The organism is Vibrio sp. T20, from assembly GCF_007858795.1.
Lineage (GTDB): Bacteria > Pseudomonadota > Gammaproteobacteria > Enterobacterales > Vibrionaceae > Vibrio > Vibrio satsumensis.
On sequence record NZ_VFEB01000138.1, the window covers coordinates 304,410 to 323,436 of the forward strand.

The window sequence follows — 19,027 nt, forward strand, 5'->3', positions numbered from 1 at the left end:
TAACACCCTGATCTAAAAAGTGAGAGTGAGCGTACTTCTACTCAGATTTTAAAGGATGAGTAGACAATGAAATTATCTAAAGAGAGTGAATCAAGAATTATTGAAATGGCGTGGGAAGACCGAACGCCATTTGAGGCAATTGAACACCAATTTGGTTTAAATGAATCACAGGTGATTCGTTTTATGCGTAGCCATATGAAGCCGGGTAGCTTCAAATTGTGGCGCGCTCGCGTCGCAGGTCGTGCGACAAAACATGTAAAACTTCGTAGCTCTGAAGTGTCGAGAGGTTATTGTCCAACTCAGTACAAGCATCGTTAAAAGAGGGGATGCCAAGTCAGTATCCCAAATCAATACTCAGATATGGGGAATGAAAGAAATGAAGGTAATGAAACAATTTTGTGCTCTACTTTTAGTGCTGCTTAGCTTCGGCATCAGTCATGTTCAAGCGAATGATACGCGACTTAAGCAAGCTTACGAAAATCACCACAGCGACGTTCAGGTGCGCGGTTCGGGTACGGTGTATCGAGTACTGCCAGATGATAATAAAGGTTCTCGGCATCAGAAATTCATTTTACGACTTGATAGCGGACAAACATTGTTAGTCGCACATAATATTGACTTAGCTCCTCGTGTTCAGGATCTGGCAAAGGGCGATCGAGTTGAATTTTATGGTGAATATGAATGGAACAAGAAAGGTGGCGTAATGCACTGGACGCACAAAGATCCTCGCAATCATCATGCTCATGGTTGGTTAAAGCATAATGGGAAAGTATACGAGTAAGTGACAACTCGTTTTGTTTTAACGTGAAAAAGGAGTTTTGATGTTCAAACTCGAAACCAGCAGACTGATTCTTCGAGACATGACACTCCAAGATGAGAGCGCCTTTGTTACCATGTCTCAAGACGCTAAGTATCAGCGCTTCTATGATGAGAGTGATTGTGAGCCTAGTAAATACTATCAACTCACCCAATTATTTGTTGAACAGGCTGAGGAAGATCCTCGCCAGTCCTATCAATTAGCTGTTGAAAGTAAAGAGTCAGGGAAGTTTATCGGAACCGTGTGTTTACGCCTTGAAGATAACCAGCAAGCTTCAATGGGTTGCGCTTTTGCGAGAGAAATTCAGGGGAAAGGGCTACCCATAGAAGCGGCCAAAGCTCTGGCTGGTTTTGGGTTTTCAGAGTTAGGGGTTCATCGAATTTATGCGGAAACTATTGGTGAGAATCTAGCGGCGATAAGGCTGTGCAAGTCACTTGGAATGAGACAAGAAGCTTGCTTTAAAGAGCACCGATTCTTCAAAAATAAGTGGTGGGATACCGTTGTATTAGCAATGCTTCGCTCAGAGTGGGAATGATGTGGTCACCTGCAGAAGTGCGCTATGCTAATGTGAGGTGTTTGCCATCAAGTAAGCTAAACAGCACGCTGGTTTTCGCCAAAACGTGCTTGTCTTAATTTCTAGGATGGCTGGATCTTGATGCTTGGCATTCTCTAAGTTTATTTGTGTGTACCAACACGTTGAGTATTAAACTAGAGCTTAGCTGTCTGGTTCGTCATCCACGGTGACATCGCCATTCATCGAGTTGTAGTAAATAGATATCCCCGGTACGACTCGATAATGATAACGGCATTGGTCGGTGTGGATGTACTCAGCGATATAGTCAGTATTAGTCGGGGAGTTGAAACTAGAAACGCTCGGTGGATCAAGCAGGAGAGCTCCCCATACCGAAATACAGTCTTCCGGATTATCCAATCTTGGAAAATCTTCTGCGTAAGGCCATTGCTGTACTGGGTATCCCCATTCATTGAAGTCAAGCTGGCCAGTGGCAGAGTCATCATAGATAGGGATGTTCGTAGATGGACCGCCACCGTTTAAGGTCAAATTTTTTGAGTAGGCAAGATCGACACCTGCTTTGAAAGCAGCGCCAGTACCTTTCACGGCTGCAATATGCGAATCTGTACTCACATTCAGGAATCTGGGCGCTGCCGTAACGGCGATTATTCCAAGAATCACAATAACGACAACAAGCTCAATAATTGTAAAACCGTTCTTTTTCATTATGCACCTCTTTTGAAGGCGGCAAGTATGCACCATAAGTGACTATTGCCAAAGGAAATTTCTATATTTCAGGGGTGATTTTATAAACCAATTATGAATGTTGTGATTTACATGGCTTTATTTTATAAAACTCAATTGAGACATAACTTAAGTGCCGGATATCCCACTTGAATGTTGAATTTAGATAGACAAGGAGTTTGTTGTAGTGAATATGGTCGAAACGGTAAAGCGGCATCTTTCAGAAGTGGGTTATCCAAAAGTGGGTATCAAAACAGCTCAGGTTCGTTCCATTTCTGCTCAGATTTTTAAGACTATTGAAGACAAAGATATTTCTCACGTGTTGTCTCTGTGTACTCAATTATTGGAACAAAGAGATTGGGCGCTAGGAGTTATCGCGTACGATTGGGCTTTTAGAGTAAGAAAACAATATTCAAGAGACACGTTTCCTGTTTTTGAGCGTTGGTTAAAAGAGTTCGTCACAGACTGGAGCGATTGTGACGACTTTTGTACTCATGCTTTTGGGGAATTACTGTCTCAATACAATGATTTGTTTGATCTCACAACCAAATGGGTCGAGCATTCGAATTTTGCTGTACGCAGGGCCGCTGCGGTCATCTTAATTTATCCTATCAATAAGAATCGATACTCTGCGTTGGATCCGTTTCGCGTGGCGAATCTATTGCTCGAAGATAACCATGACTTAGTACAGAAAGGCTATGGTTGGATGCTTAAAGTACTCAGTCAAAGAGAACCTCAACAGGTTATTGGTTATCTGAATGCTAAGCATGCCGCAATACCAAGAGTGGCTTTTCGTTACGCGATTGAAAAGTTGGACAATGAAATTAAGCGAGAGTTAATGTCGCTTTGATTAGCAGTGTTTGAAGCCAAATTATAACCACAACACCTTAACGTAAACCGCATTTAACTATGTAGAGATTTCTGTAGCGATTTTTGTTCTTTGGAGAAGTTTGAAATGAGTGTCACTATCAGTTTGGCCCAAATTCCTATCGTAAGAGGCAACTGGAGAGAAAACCTTAAGCAACATCTAAAAATGGTAGAGCAATCGTCAAAGTACAATGCGGATGTGGTTGTTTTCCCCGAGCTATCACTGATTGGCTATGAGCTTGATTTGGCTGAAGAACTTGCATTGTCTCTTGAGCCATCAAATTTTGAAGAACTCTCCCGTGCTTCAGTTCAAAGTGAGATGATTGTTGTGGCTGGGTGTCCCTTGCGAGTTCCTGGCTTATCCCATCCCACCATAGGCGCCGTTGTTTGCTTTCCCGATGGCAGAGTTGAGTTCTACTCTAAACAGCACCTGCATGATGGTGAGGGTGAATACTGCTCCGCTGGCGATGTTGATTATGTATTTGATGTGAATGGGCATAAAATCGCGCTAGCAATATGTGCTGACTTCATAGAGGCGGATCACTCCCAACGAGCTAAACATCTAGATGCTGATATCTATTTAGCGAGCGCTTTAATCTCTGAGAATGGCTTTGATCCGGATTCTAAAATCTTATCTGGAATTGCGTCGGAACACGGTATACCAGTATTACTGAGTAACCATATCTCTATGACGGGAGATTGGGAAACGTGTGGCAAGAGCTCGGTTTGGAGTTCGCAAGGAGAGCTCGTGATCAGTGCAAACTCAAAAGAGAGTGGCATTGTTCTATGTACGATCTCGGGCTGTGAAACGGATCTTAATCTAGCTGGAAAGTGGCATGCTGAATCAAACTAGAGGTCTCGACAAAGACGGGTTCATCGAAAATCTATACTCTCCTAAGAATATCGCTCCCGAATTCCAAGAGGTTGTGACTGCTGTTATTGATTCGTTGTTAAGTGACCTGCCGAATCAAATTGATGGTATCTACCTATATGGAAGTGTTCCGAGAGGCTCGGCGGTTGTTGGTCGCTCGGATTTGGATGTTTCTATCGTACTCAATACACCTATTGGCAAAAAAGAGAAGCGAGTATTTCAACGCCTTTCTGACTGTATTCCCAAAGCATATCCCCAAGTAAGTAAGCTTGATATTGACCCTGGCTTTCTTTCGGAAGTGCTGCAACCACAAGAAAAATTCCATTGGCAGTTTTGGCTCAAGCACTGTTGCTGTTGTATTTGGGGTAATGATCTATCTATTGATTTTCCACGCCACAAACCTAGTCGTGAAATAGCCCTAGCGCTTAATGGTGACTTGTCTACTTTTCTGGATCAAATGAGTCCAGCCCTTAAAACAATGACAGATGCGGATGTCGCTAAGCTGATTGGCAAAAAGTTAGTGCGGGCGGCGTACTACTTTGCCGCTGAGAAAGACGGAAGTTGGCACACCAACTTGAGCCAGTGTACTGCAGTAGCTAAGCGTTATTATCCAGAGCAAAGTGACGATATTGAATTAGCACATCAATACGCTCTCGGGCAATTAACCTCAAAAGTTAAAGTCTTGGAGTTGTATGAAAGACTAAGCAAGAACTTGTCGTGAGCGTTAGTGAACCTGCAAATCAGTGGGGTAAATCATTGGCATATGCATACCGCTACGCATTTGTTGTATAAATCATAGCTAGTTGAATGTATTAAAAACTGATGTGCTGTAGGGTCTGTGCTTTATTGCCAATAGAGACCAAGGAACAAAAATGTACGCCAATAAGTATTCTAATTTTTGGAGACGCTTTTTTGCTATCTGGATAGATTCAATCGTATTTTTGCCTTTGGAATGGATAGACGACTACGTACTTTCTGGCGTGATTAGCTCGGGTGGTGTTTTTGCTTGGGGTGTGGTGAATTCACTAATTGGTATCGTTTACTACGTTGGCATGCATGCTAAATTTGGGCAAACGATCGGTAAAATGGTCACACGAGTGAAAGTAGTCGATGTATCTGAAAGTCGAAACCTAACCCTCAAACAGTCTTGTATGAGAGATATTGTCCCAATCATGCTTATACCTTTTAGTCTCTATGCTTATGCGCAGCTGTCTTTCTACGGACAAACTTGGGAAAGTTTAGAGCAAGGACGAGCCTTTATTTTTGTTGGCTACGCAATGATTGGTTGGGTTCTTTTAGAGTTCATCTCGATGCTATTTAATCACAAACGCAGAGCGATTCATGATTTCATCGCAGGTTCTGTTGTCGTAAAGAAAGTCTAATTATCTAAACTTCGGCCTAAGGAAAAATCGATGGACGTCCATGAGTGTGTTTCTTTTATCTTGCTGAACGAATCACAAGTATTGTTAGAAAAACGCAGCGAGTCTAAAGAGACGGATCCGGGATTGATTACCATACCTGGCGGTCATATTGAGCGCGGTGAAAGTCAGGTACAGGCGTTGTTTCGTGAGCTTAAAGAAGAGCTCAACGTTACTCCTACTGAATACACGTTCTTATGTTCACTTTACCACCCAACAACAGAGACCCAGTTGATTCATTACTTTGTGGTAACCCAATGGGAAGGGGAGATAATCGCACAAGAAGCTGACAGCATCGCGTGGTATTCGCTAAATACTGCTCCTGTTGGTATAGCGGCCGATGGTATTGCTTTGAGAGAAGTGGAGCGAGTGGGTAGTTATCTTTAGTTTGGATTCGATAACATGTTTAAGACGTTTTTGAGGGCCCAAAAACGGTGAAACCCCGATGTTGGTAGTAATCTTAGCTGTATGGTATTGATTTATATGAATTTCATGTGTTTAGAGCTGGTGATTAAACTCTAATTGGCCTAAAAAACGGTTAAAAAGGCCAATGAGATAGTCAAATAAAATCAATACATTAGCAACTGGGTACTACTGTATTAGTCCACCCTAAAGTGGGCTTGAAATCGATTCGTTGAATCATTTTACGCTTCGGGAATCCTTTTCGTTAATTGCTGCGCAAATAGAATGTCACTGAAAAAATCGTGCATAGTTTTTCTACCAGTAGATGAAAAATCTTAATTTTCACGTAGTGAGAAAGGTAAGGAGAACGACATGGCGACGCGTAAAATCAGACCTAGACAATTTATTGATGAGTTTTACCCTGATTCAGGGATATGCAATACCACCATCATAAACTGGATTAAACACGGCAAGCTTGAGGGTACTAGAACGCCAACGGGCCGATATTTAGTTTGTGTTGACGACGAGATAGGGAACCCTGCAGACAGGGTGAGTGAACTTCTGAGATTCTTGGAGTCATAAATGGTTGGTAGAGCTAGAAGCAAAGAAACGGCTCATTACCCTCCATTCTTGGTGAAAATGAGCCATAGGGGTCAATCTCGATTTCGGTTTACGACCGTAGATGGTGTGAAGAAGTTATTTCCTATCGGGACGGTAGAGCAAGAAGCGATACAAGCTGCGCATGTTTATAACTTGCAATATCGTCCTGAACTAGGAAGCGCATTTTCGCTTTCTGAGATGACCCCATTCCGCAAAGCTGTCTCTAAAGGCCGCAAGGACAAATTCAATCGGCCTTTAAAAGAGTGGCTTCCATTAGTGTTGTCTCGTGTGAAGAAAGAAGAACGGCTTTCCAAAGACGTTTATCGAAATTTGGAGAGGGACTGTTACCGCCTTGATGAGTTCATGGGGCGGTTGCCAACCAAATCGATCAAGTTACAGCACATCAATGAGTTCCTTTCGAAATACTATTCAGAGTTAAGTAATCGTCAGCTCAACAATAAGATCAGTAATCTTAAAAAGGTATTTTCCTACCTTGCTGATGAGAGCGCTATTGAGAGTAATTTTGTACTCAATAAAAAACAGCGTCGATTGACCAGAGAAGATTACACCAAAGCTCGCCACGACCTAGATATCGAAAACTACCAAAAGGTCTACGATACAGCGCCACTGTTTCTTAAGGTCGCAATGAGCTTAACACTTGAAACGACTCATGCTGTGAGGGAGATCTATAGGCTTCGTTATCGTATATACAAACCACGGGAAGGTGTTTGTGGGATTCTTTGGAACCCTGACAAAGAGGTGGAGTATGTGGATGGGCATGCAGTGTATGGAATGCTTTATGTTCACCGAGAGAAGGTGAAAAAGTCCGATGCTTCCACTGTTGCCATTCCTGTCACTCAGACGATTAAAGACATTGTCGATCTTTCTAAAACATCGAGATTGATTTGTCCTTATATCGTTCACCGTAAACCCAAACAGCAGCAACGTGGTATTTCAAAAGAGACCGACCATCTTTACCAAGTGCATCACCATAATATAAGTAAAGAGTTCAGTAAGGTTCGAGACTCATTAGGGCTTTATAGCCACCTAAAGAAATCGCTGAGGCCGACCTATCATGAAATTAGAGGGCTGGCTGCTCGAATGATTGAACAACAAGGGCAGAGTGCTACCGAGCGAATGGCACACGCGAACGCTAAAACAACAAAAATCTATACAGGCACAAGTGACATTGTTTGGCACCAAGTACCACCTGTTGAGGTTATGCCGAAAAGTGGCCTGAAGTGATTTGTGTTAGTTGTTTAGTTTTGGAGGAATTCGGAATCCGAATTCGAATCCGTATCGCTTTAAATAGCGGCACAATTCGGATTCCGAATTATTAGATTAAGGAAATACGACTTGAGTTCCTTCACCACAAGAGCATGCAATTGAGTACGTGTTCTTTTTCTTACTGACTTTAGCTGAATTAGATTGGCAAGAATGGCAACTAATACGCATTGCAGTATTCACCTTACATTGTGGGCAGTAGACGTAATACCCATACTTTCCATACCTCGGTTCGGTCTGCGGGCTCTGACACTTCTTACAATTAAAACCATGCCTTATTTGTGGAACTTTGGCCTCTTCAATTGCTTCTTGAGCTGGAACCAAGTCTACCTTTTCAGTTTCGCTCAATTCTGCGATATGTACTTTGGGAACCGGAGAAGACGTAGGCACATGTTGTTCGTTTAAAAAGTGAACTAGGCGGTACAGTTCATCACGATTAAACGTAGGATTCGGATTTAGTATTGAACCTACGCGGTGCTTTTTGATGAGACTCTTAACGCAGCTACCAATAGATTCGGCTTTAATGAGCTTCTTCGATATATCCTTAGGTATAGAAGTTCGATCGATTAGAGCGTCATTAGACGCGGCACAGAGTTGATCCCAACAGCGACCACCAAAGTACGCTTGTACAAATGCAATTCGGTCTAGTAACGACTTAGCGTTGTCATTTAAAAGTGCTTTCAATAGTTTGGTTTGTAACTTAGCTTGCTCGATAGGCGAGGGCATTCCAGTCCAATTCCCTCTTACGGTTCGGCTCCATTCGAGTTGATTGTTGACCTTAACCTCACCACGAATCGATTTCGACTCAATAATGATAAATCCTTTGTTATAAAGGACTAAGTGATCGATCTGAGCAGTTTCATTTTTAAACTGTATGCGTAGGTCATTGATAATGAAAACGTCATTTGCATCTCCAAACTCTCTGCGTAAGTAAAACGCGACATCTTGCTCTACTTTTGCGCCAGCTTTCTGTTGAAGACTATTGTCGATTTTTGAATCTCTATCCTTAGTAATCATTCTTTATTCCTGCTTTTTTATAAAAGCAGTTTACCATGCAGTCTTGTTCATATTGATAGTGTGTATGTTTTTGAGACATATGTTCTTTTTCGAACACTGTTATTGATGAAAATTGTGAAATATCTCTTTTCGAAAGCTCGAAGTAGAGAGTAGGAAACCTGCAACCCGCTGTTTAATAATGTGTTTGTTAGGTATCAAGTTATTGAGTGTGGTAAGGCGTTGTGAGCGCCATGAAAGTTGTAAATAGGTAATGGTGGCGCAACAATAAGAGGTGATACGCAGCCATTGCTGCAGAGAAAAGCACACACATAAATTGTTATTGAGCTTTTGGAGTGACTAGAGGCCTCAGCCCTAAGAGCAGGTGATAGTGCCCTGTTTCGTGATTATGAAGTCATTTCAGAATTCGGAATCCGAATTTCATTTATCAAGAACTGATAAGAGGAAGCCGCTAGTAAGAGATGGGTTGTGTACAGTAAACCTGTACTTCAGGAGCCCACAGCGGTGGTGGGTTATCTATCTCGGTATTGCAATCGTATCTTGTTAAATCCAAACCAATTAAGTTATAACGTGGATGGCCGTATCACGATGAGTTACAAAGACTATCGAACCAATGGGACTCAAAGAATGTGTTGTAATGCGGGCGAGTTACTTCGACGCTTACTTTTACATGTGTTGCCTAAAGGGCTAATGCGAATACGCTACTATGGCTTTTTAGCTAATGCTGTACGGGTAAAAGCGATAGCGGAAATTAGGCAAAGCTTACGAAAGCGACCCGCAGAGAAGTCGGAAGTGTCGAAAGATAAACCGTGTTGTCCGAACTGCCATAACAACATTATGGTACTCGTGTGCATCAATATTAGACCTAGGATAGTCGTTTCAGAGCACCGACTGACCTAGTTGTCTGATTGTAAGGAATAAAATCATCGTTGTGTTATGGCGAGAGAGGGGCATTGTTCGCTTTTAAAAAGATTATGCAACGGGTATATTCGATGTGGATAAATTGGCGGCTAGAAGTGGGAAATGGACGGCTGACGGGGTGCCGGTCTTAATGATAAGAGTAGAACGCAAGTCAGTCCTAAAAAGCAAACTCCATAGATAGAAGCGGCCAAGTCCAACAGGTATTTATCCATTGTGCTACGACAACGGATAAATACTTAAGCGTTATGCGTAAGACAGGAATAATAATATGACAAATGAAAACAAAGGTTTGGATCTTACTGGTTTGGGAGAGGTAGCAAAATCAATACCACCAGAAGTATATGTTCAAACTACGGGAACTGTTTTATCTACTTTTAATAAGTTGGTAGCCCCAATAACAGAAACAACTGATGGTTTGGGGCGATATATAAGGCAGAAATTTGACAATATGGTAGATGTTGAGAAAGCGGTTGCAACATATACATTAGAAAATGCAGTATTAAAAGCGCAAAAGAAATCTGCTGCTTCAGGGCAAGCAATTTCGCCACCAATACATTATAAGAGTTTCGTTAAAACACTAGATGAAGCATCTAAAGAGACTGACCCGCTATTACATGAAATGTGGGAAAACTTGTTGGCAGAACAGTTAGTCAGCCATACTTTTCACCCTCATTTTGTAGAAGTTCTTTCCCACTTTAGCCCGAGTGAAGCGCGTTTATTGGTATCACTAAGATCTAAAGATGAAGTTACCGTACATAGTGGAGGATATATTTCATATAACGATGACAGTTTCACTCACTGGATAATAAATGGTGATGAAAATAAGTTAAACGAGTGGAATTATTCTTGTATTTTGTTGCATGAGTTTCGTTTTGTTGGTTTGCTAGCCGTAGATACAGAACGGTACTCAAATGGTGTAACTATTCTGCATAGAACAAGCTCGGGTGACTCTTTTCTTAAAGCAGTCTCACCGTAGAATCCGCATAACAAACAATTCAAGCTGATTCTCAACGCTCGGCGCTTTCGGTTTCAACTTGTTTGGTGATTAAGGTGAAGTATTTGAATGCGTTGGCAGCGTTGCTCACAACTTAATTGGGCGTTATGCAACTAGCATGTCTGGCTTAATGCTGTGGCCAAGCATAATTTAAATAACCTAAATTGATGATTGCAGCAAAACTAGTAATCCCAACTTGAACAAGGCTTTTATTCTTGATGTTAGATAGGCCAAATGAGGTTTCAACCCCAATTAAGACCAAAGTTAATATTGCTAGTATTATTAGGTTTATGTAGCCTTCAGTGAACAACCCAAAGCACGCACATATACCGTTTGAAATAATGAAGAAAATATTGGCTTTTTGGGGCGTTGTTAAAGTATCACTAGTACGATTTTTGTCCGAAAGGAAAGCAAACCAGATAGCGAGATATACAAGAAGTATGGCAATTCCACTATCTTTTAAACGACTAAAATTTTTGCGTATCTCTATATCAATTGAGCTGCTTGCTGCTTCAAAACCCAACCAAATTAGCACTACTACGACCGTTAATGTGAAGAGACGAATTTTAGTTGCCTTATCAAACTCGTTCTTACTCATGGAGGTATAGTTTTTATATGCATTTGTAGTCGCCAGTCCACCAATAATATATATTGCAGAAAATCCGATTACATGAAATTCGTTCATTTTTAAAATTGTAAGGAGTAGGGATAGTGCAAACCCACTAACAATGGAGAAAGCGTAATCACAAAAGGTATTGCAGCTCATGAAATATGGCGTTAAGTTATTGATTTTATGTATACTATCTTTAAGTGGTATGGCCGTCAACAATTTGGTTGCATAACAAACAATTTAAGAGTGATTCAGCATACTTGGCATGTTGGGTTTGGATTTAGTTTAGTGTTTACGGTAGTCAAATTGAGTTTTGTGGTAGCGTGCTTCACACCTTAATTGGGCGTTATATGCCCAAGGGTGACGTGATAATTTTAGGAGTATATTTTTGAAAACATTGATCAATTCGTTGCAAGAAAATACTGTCAGTAGACTTAAGAATCCGTTGGTAGGAGCCTACGTATTTTCATGGACAATCTGGAATATTGCAGATGTAATGCTGTTTATTCTCAGCAGTAATGCTGAGAAAATAAAGATGATCAATGAATCTACCTTTGAATTAGCTAATGACTTACTATTTCCATTAGGTATATCTCTTGTTTATCTGCTAGTGGTGCCTATCTTAAATATGCTTTACGAGCGTATAGTGGATGGAGTAATTAATAAGTATCGTAACGCATTTAAGCAAAAAACTTTGCAAGAGCATTATTATACCGTTAAAAGAACAACTATCGCCAAGCTGGATTCAGACGAAGAAGAAAACCGAAAGCTGCGCGATAGACAGCTAGATACATGGGCTGATGAAAAGCAACGAATGTCAGAAACTATCATCCAGTTTAGAGCCGAACATGCTGAAAAAATGGCTAAGATTGATAACGAAATATCCAGTTATCGAGAAGAAATTCAGAGGCTAACATCTGAAGTATACGACCTCGGAACCAGAGAAGAGTCAATTAGACAAGAATTAACTCATATTGTACGTGACGTAGGTTTGGGGATCGAAAAACTCACATACCTAAAAAATCTGCCTGAGAGTGCATTATCTTTAACCAAAGATATAAGTGATACAACCAAGCGTGCTCATAAGGTTTTGAATCTGCCTTTGTTAATGCCGAATTCTCCTAATTCGTACAATGAACCTCCGATGGACTTCGACGATGACATTCCTTTTTAGCGGGCATATAACAAGCAATTTAAGAGGGATTCTGTAGTTGACCCGATCTAGTGGACACCTTTAATAGCAATTGGAGGTGTTTATGCCAGCTTATAAATCAGGTAAAAAAACTCAACAATATCTTACGGAATTTAAGGTAACTGCTGTCCGACTTTCGCTTCGAGAAGGAGCTACAGTTAAAGGCGTGGCGCTATCATTAGATATCCACCCTTATATGCTTTCTAAATGGCGAAAGGACTATAGAGAAGGGGTTATTATGGAAGATAAACGTAAGAAAAGGACTAAGATCCCGAGCCAGAAAACAGAGTTGAGTCGGATTGCAGAGCTTGAACGTCAGAACGAACAACTTAAGCTCGAGAATGACTTGCTAAAAAAGTGGCAACGATTCGTTGCCCAAGAAAATCGACAAAATTCCGATTCATAGACCATTACAAAACACGTTATTCCATTGTATTGATGTGCCGTTTTCTATCTGTTTCTAAGTCGGGCTACTACGCATGGCTAGGCAGAAAGCCAAGTCGCTATGCTCAAGAAGAGCTGGCTTTGAAGAAGCGAATAATTATATCGAAGCCCGCATGAATATGAAGTCATGACGGGTTAAAGAAGATAGGGTGTCCATTTTATTGGGTGAAGATCATTCACAACGCTTGGCATTTTTGCTTCTACTTCAAATTTAGTGTTTAGGTATGGGTGGTAGCGTTGTTCCCCCCTTAATTGGGCGTTAAGTGTAATCACAATAAAGGTAAGAGATAAAATGTTGCTTTATCATTATGCGGATCAAAACGCATTCATGAGTATTATCGAGAACAAAGAGCTTTGGGCAACCAAGATACAGTACCTCAATGATGAAAATGAATATAAATTAGCGCTTAGCTTAGCTGATGAATATTTAAAGGAGTTACTTGATTCTGCAGCAGATGAGTCTGAGGAAGAGATCATTGAAGAACTTATAGAGAATATCGGATATGTTAACGATACGAATATTTGTGTATGTTCATTGAGTGAACAAGGTGATTTGTTAAGTCAGTGGAGAGGATATTCAACATGTCTAGGAGGGTATTCTATTGGTTTTGATAAACTTGCTTTAGAACAACTGGCCGAAAGTCAGGGCTTTCACTTGGTTAAATGCATCTATGACCCTCAAGAACAAGTAAGAATGGTGCGAGAAGCAATTGATAGTGTAATAAATGAGGCAGAGCAGCACGCCCTCGTTGATGCAGAGTGGGATGTTTTCGATGTTGGCTATAGTTTTAGGGAGAAGCTCGGTGCAATATCTCCAATTATAAAAGACGTTAGTTTTGCCGAAGAATCCGAGTGGCGTTTGTTCTCGACAAGAACATTCGAGGAGCTTAATTTTAGAGCTGGAAGATCAATGTTGACGCCTTATTTCCGCTTTTCATTGGGAGAGGATACAAAGGCTTTGATTGACGATATCATTGTAGGGCATACGCCACATGCTGAGCTTGCGGTTAGATCGACCGAAGCATTTCTAACTAAGAATCACCCTCCTGTAGGTGGTGACTATACTTGCCAATTCGAAGTTCGTCCTAGCTCAATTCCTTTCCGAAACTGGTGATTTCACTTAACAATAAATTTAAGCAGATTCGCAACGCTTGGCACTTTTGGTTTGAATCAGCTTTAGTGTTTACGGCGCAATGCTTGAAGTAGGTGGTAGCGTTGCTCACTACTTAATTTGGCGTTATGTGAATATAGAGGTATTACATTTGTGAAGTCTGCTTTTTTAAAAGCCGAAACTTATATGACACTAATGAACTTTGTTGGTTTGCCATTGGTTGTTGTGTATGTGGTATTTATGTTTATAAAGCCTTGGTTTGATGGCGATTGGGCTTATGTTCATGATGTTTGGCATACTTGGCAGTCATTAAATGTAGGTGTTCTAGCTTTTGTTTCAAGTTTAATTGCATTCAATATTTCTCGTTACAACGCTGAACAGCAAAGAAAAAGAGACTATTTAGCCGCAAAGGCTTTCTTGCCTAGGTCTTTGAGCCAACTATGCTCGTTTATGAAAGCTAGCACGAAAGTTTATGTTAATGCTGCGTCTAAATCCAAGTCAAAGAAAGCTGAAACCCCTCAAGAGCCTTTAGCTGAATTGGACGTCTTCAAAGAATGTATAAGACATGCCCAACCGGATGTTGGTAATTACCTCGCAGTTATACTTATGAAGTTACAAATACATAATTCAAGAATGCCTGACATTTCGACACAGCAAAGAGCAAATTTTATTTATTGCCGAGATTGCATCTATGATGCTTGTGAAATTCAAGTGTTAATCAATTATATATTTGATCATGCTCGTGGTGAAAAAGAATATGTTGAGCCTACATTTAGTTGGGATGACTATAAAACCGCCTATAGAAATATGGATGTTAGATTTGAAAACATCGATAAACTTGAGGAAGTTACCAAGAGCCGTATTGAGAAGTCCGGTGGGAAAATATTCACATAACAAACTGTTTAAGAGCGATTCGCAACGCGTGGCATTTTTACTATGCGTTGCGTTTAGTGTTTTAGGTGGTATGCGGAAGCATCGGTATTGCGTTGCTCACACCTTAACAGGGCGTTATGTGGTGCGAAAGTAGTCGTCTGAGTTTATAAAATTTTAAAGCGATAGCAATATCACAAATCATGCTAAATCAGTATGATAGCGTATACCTTTTTAATTTTCCTAGAGGTTATTATGCATCTACTATCATCTGATGAAGATAAAATCGCTACCGTTAACAACCGTATTAAACCACGGCTGAAAGAAATTTCATTGTGCGGTGTGGTTAGTAAAAAGATGTTCAATTCAAGTGAAACCTTCGAAAGTGCAGAGTTTAAACTTGGTGACTTAAGCATTGATGTAGGTGCAGATCATCGTGACTTGACAGATCCAATATTGGACACTGGTATCACAATGGTACGTGTGATGGTGCAGTTTTTAGGTTACACGGTAAAAGCAACCGCTAGCGGTTCTATTTTACAAGAATATAGCGCTCGCCCAGATGACCTTACAATTGAAAGTTTTGGCTTAGGGAAACCATCTAAAGAGTCTGAAAGTGATAATTATATTTTTAAATCACTAACAGACGAAGAAGTTACAGCTATTAAAAATGTTACGCTTAAAACAAACAATGGTGTAGCTCATTTAACTATCAACAAAACGCAGGATATTGGTCTTGATGAACTTGCTTTGGCTTGTACAAGTATCTTGAAGTTAATGAAAACCATGCTGTTAGATCCACTGTCTATAAACGAGCTAAATGTTTATTGGTAACAACCACATAACAAACAATTCAAGCTAACTCGCAACGCTCGGCATTTTTGGTTTCAATATCTTTGGTGATTACGATGAGTGTCTAGGTAATGTGGCAGCGTTGCTCGCAACTTAATTGGGCGTTAAGTAGCAGCTTGTAAACAGTAACTTAGATACAAGCTGCATCGAAAGCATTACGCAACGTTGACGTTACACCACTCCGAAATTTCATCGGCTAATGAGTCTATCTCTACATGCGAACCAACATGGAAATTATGTGGTTTTAGAAGCCAAATGAATTTGTCTAATTCGTTTTCAATCTCAATCTGTGTTTCTCTTTTTAATGAGTCGTTAGGTAGCATTAAAAACACTGCATTAGCATGGGTTTTTAGGTGGTTCGAGGCAATATCTATGTCTCTATAACCATCAAACAAATTGCACTTTACTCGCTGAACGTCTGAATAGGCTGTAGATACAAGCGTGGCTGTACCGTTTGCTTTCTTATAAGGTAAAAACAGGTTGTGTATTACGTTTCCTTCACTGACCGTTTGATATGGATTCTCAGGTACATGCATTGAATACGTAACATCCAAATTAGCTTTGAGTTTTTCCTTTAAACTATTGTAAACGTTATCTCTCGACGTTGACGAGAATCGATTAGTAGCAACTTTACGTACTTTTTTGCCCAATGGGATAGTGTTTTTATATAAATTATTCAGTACGTCAGCAACGTCTTTCCCTTGGGCAAAACCAATTCGTTTTAATGTTATTTGTGGGGTTAGGTTTTGTGAGTCGTTTAACTCTTTTCTAAAGACCAGTTCTCGGGCAACGTTACATGCTAGTTCAAGCTGAAATTGCATTTCTTTACCGTAAAAACAATTTATGCGCTCGTAGTAGTCAAGCATTTGTACGCTGAACTCACCAGATTGCTCTTTGAATCCTACGCCAATGTTTAGCGTCTCGCCCGTTGAAATATCTGGTGTCCACTGAAACTGATACCAGTTACCAGAAACATTTGTCACACGCGCGGTGGAATTTAAAATATCGTTTAAGGTATCCATCATTTATGCCAACATTCTCAAGCTTTCGCAAACACGTTCATTACCTAAAGTAGCTCTTGTTTCAATAAATGTTTCAAGGGCTTCACGCCTTTCAGGATCTTTTGCAAGTAAAACATCCCACCAATAACATAGCTCCTGCCTTATGTTATTATAGACCTCTTCATGAGCGTTCGTTGCGTGAGCAACCATCGACTTTACTGGTAATGGTGTGCAGTTTAAAGCGAAGAGGTTATTAGTTAAAACATTTTTTGCTACGTGGTTAGGATCCAATTGGCTTGCTTGCCAATTCAGCGTAATAGGTAAATTGCTATGGTCAAAAAGATAAATTCGGTTTTTCCCTGCAACCATTATATTGCCTAGGTGCCTGTCTTCATTGGCAACCCAGTCATCAAATGCGATTGCATCAGAGACCTTATCCCAACCAGCAACCAAATTCATTAAAGTCGTACATTCTTTGATATCTTCAACTTCGTAGAAGCTACCTGGGGTTGCGCCATCGAGGCTACTAACAACGAACGCCCAGTTTTCATACTGGTTTGTTTCATCATCAAATTGTTGTGGAGTGGTATTAATTAATCCGGCATGTAGCGGGACAGGCAAACCACAGTGTTTGGCGATGATATAACCTGTGATTTCGTTCACTAAAGCCAATGTACGTGTTTTGCTAAAACGTTTAACAAACGCTTTAGAGCTTTTTCCATCGTTCCACTTTATGCCACAAGAATAAGTTTGAGCCATCAAACCAGATGTTTGCTGTGCATAAATTGCTGACAGTTGCTCGGAGGAGAGCACTTCAATGCATGTATTCATTACGTTATATAGAGCCAAGTTTCATATTGTGAGTAGTCTAAGCTAATGGTACCTATGGTCAACAAGATAATCTTGCTTACGCTAGGCAGTGCACGCAATTTGAATGCTACTTAATAAAGTGTTTAAGATTGATTCCCAACGCTCGGCATTTTCAGCTTACTTTGGGGTAAGTGTTTATGTCACAATGCGTTAGGCTGGGTGATTGGCGTTGCTCACCACTTAACGCGGCGTTATGTTTCAGAGTGCCATAAGCTTTTGTTTGAGAGTATATAATTAATGTTTCATAAAATCAGTCAGTTAATAGTAGTGTTAGGGTTGCTTACAGCTATTGTGCTTTTAGGGGTCGCAGATAATTATCGGGGGTTATCGAAAAAAGTAGTTCAGGTCGGCTCTTCACCATCAGGAGCATTGATTACGATTAATGATAAGCCAGTTGGAGTCACTCCATTTGAAATTAAATTAAACCCCGGCATTTATAAATTAACAGCTGAGAAAGATGGGTTTTATTCAACGGAGAGTTTCAGTGAAATTGTTAGAAAGAAGCGATTTAACTCAATCAACGTGCACTTAGTTCCGATGAAATTAAAAGAAAGTGATGAAACAAAGCCTGAAGCAATTATAAGCGAACAGGCTGAGCTAATAGAGTTGAGGGGCGAAATGAGCAAGATTAAAGACCTACTATCAATTGGCTCTGAGGAACAGTTAACGTTAAACGCTTTGTTAAACAAAGTTGCATCACAAGAGAAGCAGATCGATAGACTAAATAATGATCTTAAAGACATGTCATCGAAAATTGATGATAATTTTAAGGTCTATTTCGGTATATTAATTTCCGTAATTGTAGCAATGGTAGGGACATTCCTAAGCAGTTTCAGAAGTAGCTCTAAATCAGCTTCAGCATAACAAACGTTTAAGACAGATTCCCAACGCTTAGCATCTTTCATTCCATCGTTGGGTTTTGTGTTTACAGTGGCATAGTTAGGTTTCGTGGTGGCGTAGCTCACTACTTAATTTGGTGTTATCTGCAACCAGCACTTGTGTAGCCTTCTATAATTCATATGTTTCGTCAGGCTAGGAGAGAAACATATGAATATCGCTAAGAAAGTAATTTTCACTTTATTAATTCTCGCTTCATTTTCGTCCTACTCTATAGAGCGTCAACTAGAGCAGAACTGGTGTTGGGCTGCTTCAATCCAAGACGTTTTAAGGCAAGCGGGTGTAAATCAAACTCAACAACAAATTGCCACAGTATTGGATGGCTGGCCGAGAAATAGGCCGGCTCATGTAAATGAAGTTGTTGGGTTATTAAACTACTACCACTTTAGAGCTTGGGCAGTTAACAGACCTGCTTCACCTAGTGAGCTGTACCAAACTCTAGCTGGTGGTTGGAAACTTATCGCATTTGTGAGGCCTAGTAGTGGCGCCGTAGGGCATTTCATTGTTCTTCAGGGGATAAACAACCAAGGGGGAGTTATAGTTTCAGACCCTTGGACGGGACAAACATACGTTAATTCGTTGAATCAGATCTACCATCAATGGCGCTGGGGCGGGTCCGTGGTTGTTGGAGCACCGATGTAAACAAGCATATAAAAATCTGGTTAAGAGTAATTCGTAACGCTTGGCATTTTTGCTATGCGTTGCGTTGCGTTGCGTTGCGTTTGGTGTTTAAGGTG

At 40.5% G+C, this 19,027-nt stretch carries 23 protein-coding genes and 2 pseudogenes; 19 read left to right on the forward strand and 6 right to left on the reverse strand.

The annotated features are described in order from the left end of the window. Positions 1-66 precede the first annotated feature (66 nt). The 3 genes from FTW16_RS16820 (at position 67) to FTW16_RS16830 (ending at position 1,352) form a co-directional block, all read left to right on the forward strand. Positions 67-318, forward strand: a complete 252-nt coding sequence (locus FTW16_RS16820; protein WP_048658368.1) for a TIGR03643 family protein — start codon at positions 67-69, stop codon at positions 316-318. 67 nt (positions 319-385) lie between these two features. Next, positions 386-781, forward strand: a complete 396-nt coding sequence (locus FTW16_RS16825; protein WP_146491903.1) for a DUF3465 domain-containing protein — start codon at positions 386-388, stop codon at positions 779-781. 40 nt (positions 782-821) lie between these two features. After that, positions 822-1,352, forward strand: a complete 531-nt coding sequence (locus tag FTW16_RS16830; RefSeq protein ID WP_146491904.1) for a GNAT family N-acetyltransferase — start codon at positions 822-824, stop codon at positions 1,350-1,352. A 180-nt stretch (positions 1,353-1,532) separates the two neighbouring features. Here FTW16_RS16830 and FTW16_RS16835 read toward each other — a convergent pair whose 3' ends face one another. Continuing rightward, positions 1,533-2,054 carry a prepilin-type N-terminal cleavage/methylation domain-containing protein gene (locus FTW16_RS16835; RefSeq protein WP_146491905.1) on the reverse strand — a complete coding sequence of 174 codons (522 nt, stop codon included), beginning with the start codon at positions 2,052-2,054 and terminating at the stop codon, positions 1,533-1,535. Between the two features lie 205 nt (positions 2,055-2,259). On the opposite strand from FTW16_RS16835, the gene FTW16_RS16840 reads away from it, so the two are divergent. From FTW16_RS16840 to FTW16_RS16870, 7 genes are all read left to right on the forward strand, one after another. Continuing rightward, positions 2,260-2,922 (forward strand): DNA alkylation repair protein, encoded by a 663-nt coding sequence (locus tag FTW16_RS16840; RefSeq protein ID WP_146491906.1) that lies wholly within the window; start codon positions 2,260-2,262, stop codon positions 2,920-2,922. A gap of 105 nt (positions 2,923-3,027) precedes the next feature. Further along, positions 3,028-3,792, forward strand: a complete 765-nt coding sequence (locus FTW16_RS16845; protein ID WP_146491907.1) for a carbon-nitrogen hydrolase family protein — start codon at positions 3,028-3,030, stop codon at positions 3,790-3,792. Next, positions 3,776-4,531, forward strand: coding sequence for a nucleotidyltransferase domain-containing protein (locus FTW16_RS16850; protein ID WP_146491908.1), 756 nt, complete (start codon positions 3,776-3,778; stop codon positions 4,529-4,531). Before FTW16_RS16845 ends, FTW16_RS16850 begins: the two co-directional genes overlap by 17 nt. A 151-nt stretch (positions 4,532-4,682) precedes the next feature. Beyond that, on the forward strand, positions 4,683-5,192 hold the full coding sequence (locus tag FTW16_RS16855) for an RDD family protein (RefSeq protein WP_146491909.1): 510 nt from the start codon (positions 4,683-4,685) through the stop codon (positions 5,190-5,192). 30 nt (positions 5,193-5,222) lie between these two features. After that, a complete protein-coding gene (locus FTW16_RS16860; protein ID WP_146491910.1) occupies positions 5,223-5,615 on the forward strand; it encodes an NUDIX hydrolase in 393 nt (130 codons plus the stop codon). 387 nt (positions 5,616-6,002) lie between these two features. Then, the gene (locus tag FTW16_RS16865) at positions 6,003-6,212 is read left to right on the forward strand and encodes a hypothetical protein (protein WP_010434910.1); all 210 of its coding nucleotides are present in this window, start codon (positions 6,003-6,005) and stop codon (positions 6,210-6,212) included. Next, positions 6,213-7,475 carry an integrase gene (locus FTW16_RS16870; protein WP_146491911.1) on the forward strand — a complete coding sequence of 421 codons (1,263 nt, stop codon included), beginning with the start codon at positions 6,213-6,215 and terminating at the stop codon, positions 7,473-7,475. Between the two features lie 96 nt (positions 7,476-7,571). Here the strand turns inward: FTW16_RS16870 and FTW16_RS16875 are convergent, their stop codons facing one another. Continuing rightward, the gene (locus FTW16_RS16875) at positions 7,572-8,531 is read right to left on the reverse strand and encodes a nuclease-related domain-containing protein (protein ID WP_146491912.1); all 960 of its coding nucleotides are present in this window, start codon (positions 8,529-8,531) and stop codon (positions 7,572-7,574) included. 501 nt (positions 8,532-9,032) lie between these two features. On the opposite strand from FTW16_RS16875, the pseudogene FTW16_RS24815 reads away from it, so the two are divergent. After that, positions 9,033-9,194, forward strand: a pseudogene (locus FTW16_RS24815) (transposase); the annotation flags it as partial. Between the two features lie 38 nt (positions 9,195-9,232). Here the strand turns inward: FTW16_RS24815 and FTW16_RS24820 are convergent. After that, positions 9,233-9,364: a hypothetical protein gene (locus tag FTW16_RS24820; RefSeq protein WP_261383477.1), complete on the reverse strand. Its 132-nt coding sequence runs from the start codon at positions 9,362-9,364 to the stop codon at positions 9,233-9,235. A 353-nt stretch (positions 9,365-9,717) separates the two neighbouring features. On the opposite strand from FTW16_RS24820, the gene FTW16_RS16885 reads away from it, so the two are divergent. Then, positions 9,718-10,425: an Abi-alpha family protein gene (locus tag FTW16_RS16885; RefSeq protein WP_146491913.1), complete on the forward strand. Its 708-nt coding sequence runs from the start codon at positions 9,718-9,720 to the stop codon at positions 10,423-10,425. 145 nt (positions 10,426-10,570) lie between these two features. Here FTW16_RS16885 and FTW16_RS16890 read toward each other — a convergent pair whose 3' ends face one another. Further along, complete coding sequence (locus FTW16_RS16890) at positions 10,571-11,128, reverse strand: hypothetical protein (RefSeq protein ID WP_146491914.1); 558 nt, start codon at positions 11,126-11,128, stop codon at positions 10,571-10,573. A gap of 313 nt (positions 11,129-11,441) precedes the next feature. On the opposite strand from FTW16_RS16890, the gene FTW16_RS16895 reads away from it, so the two are divergent. The 5 genes and pseudogenes from FTW16_RS16895 (at position 11,442) to FTW16_RS16920 (ending at position 15,504) form a co-directional block, all read left to right on the forward strand. After that, positions 11,442-12,227, forward strand: a complete 786-nt coding sequence (locus FTW16_RS16895; RefSeq protein ID WP_146491915.1) for a hypothetical protein — start codon at positions 11,442-11,444, stop codon at positions 12,225-12,227. Positions 12,228-12,309: 82 nt separating this feature from the next. Next, a pseudogene (locus FTW16_RS16900) lies at positions 12,310-12,788 on the forward strand (transposase); the annotation flags it as partial. A gap of 193 nt (positions 12,789-12,981) precedes the next feature. Continuing rightward, positions 12,982-13,803, forward strand: coding sequence for a DUF2971 domain-containing protein (locus tag FTW16_RS16905; RefSeq protein ID WP_146491916.1), 822 nt, complete (start codon positions 12,982-12,984; stop codon positions 13,801-13,803). A gap of 150 nt (positions 13,804-13,953) precedes the next feature. Next, entirely contained in the window at positions 13,954-14,694 is a 741-nt protein-coding gene (locus FTW16_RS16910) for a hypothetical protein (RefSeq protein WP_146491917.1), read from the forward strand. A 231-nt stretch (positions 14,695-14,925) separates the two neighbouring features. Continuing rightward, positions 14,926-15,504 (forward strand): hypothetical protein, encoded by a 579-nt coding sequence (locus FTW16_RS16920; RefSeq protein WP_146491919.1) that lies wholly within the window; start codon positions 14,926-14,928, stop codon positions 15,502-15,504. Between the two features lie 173 nt (positions 15,505-15,677). Here FTW16_RS16920 and FTW16_RS16925 read toward each other — a convergent pair whose 3' ends face one another. Continuing rightward, complete coding sequence (locus FTW16_RS16925) at positions 15,678-16,547, reverse strand: hypothetical protein (protein ID WP_186728086.1); 870 nt, start codon at positions 16,545-16,547, stop codon at positions 15,678-15,680. Continuing rightward, on the reverse strand, positions 16,548-17,354 hold the full coding sequence (locus FTW16_RS16930; RefSeq protein ID WP_146491921.1) for a HipA family kinase: 807 nt from the start codon (positions 17,352-17,354) through the stop codon (positions 16,548-16,550). A 276-nt stretch (positions 17,355-17,630) separates the two neighbouring features. Here FTW16_RS16930 and FTW16_RS16935 point away from each other — a divergent pair, with 276 nt between their 5' ends. Further along, positions 17,631-18,257, forward strand: coding sequence for a PEGA domain-containing protein (locus FTW16_RS16935; RefSeq protein WP_146491922.1), 627 nt, complete (start codon positions 17,631-17,633; stop codon positions 18,255-18,257). 183 nt (positions 18,258-18,440) lie between these two features. After that, positions 18,441-18,932 carry a papain-like cysteine protease family protein gene (locus FTW16_RS16940; protein ID WP_146491923.1) on the forward strand — a complete coding sequence of 164 codons (492 nt, stop codon included), beginning with the start codon at positions 18,441-18,443 and terminating at the stop codon, positions 18,930-18,932. Positions 18,933-19,027: the final 95 nt, after the last annotated feature.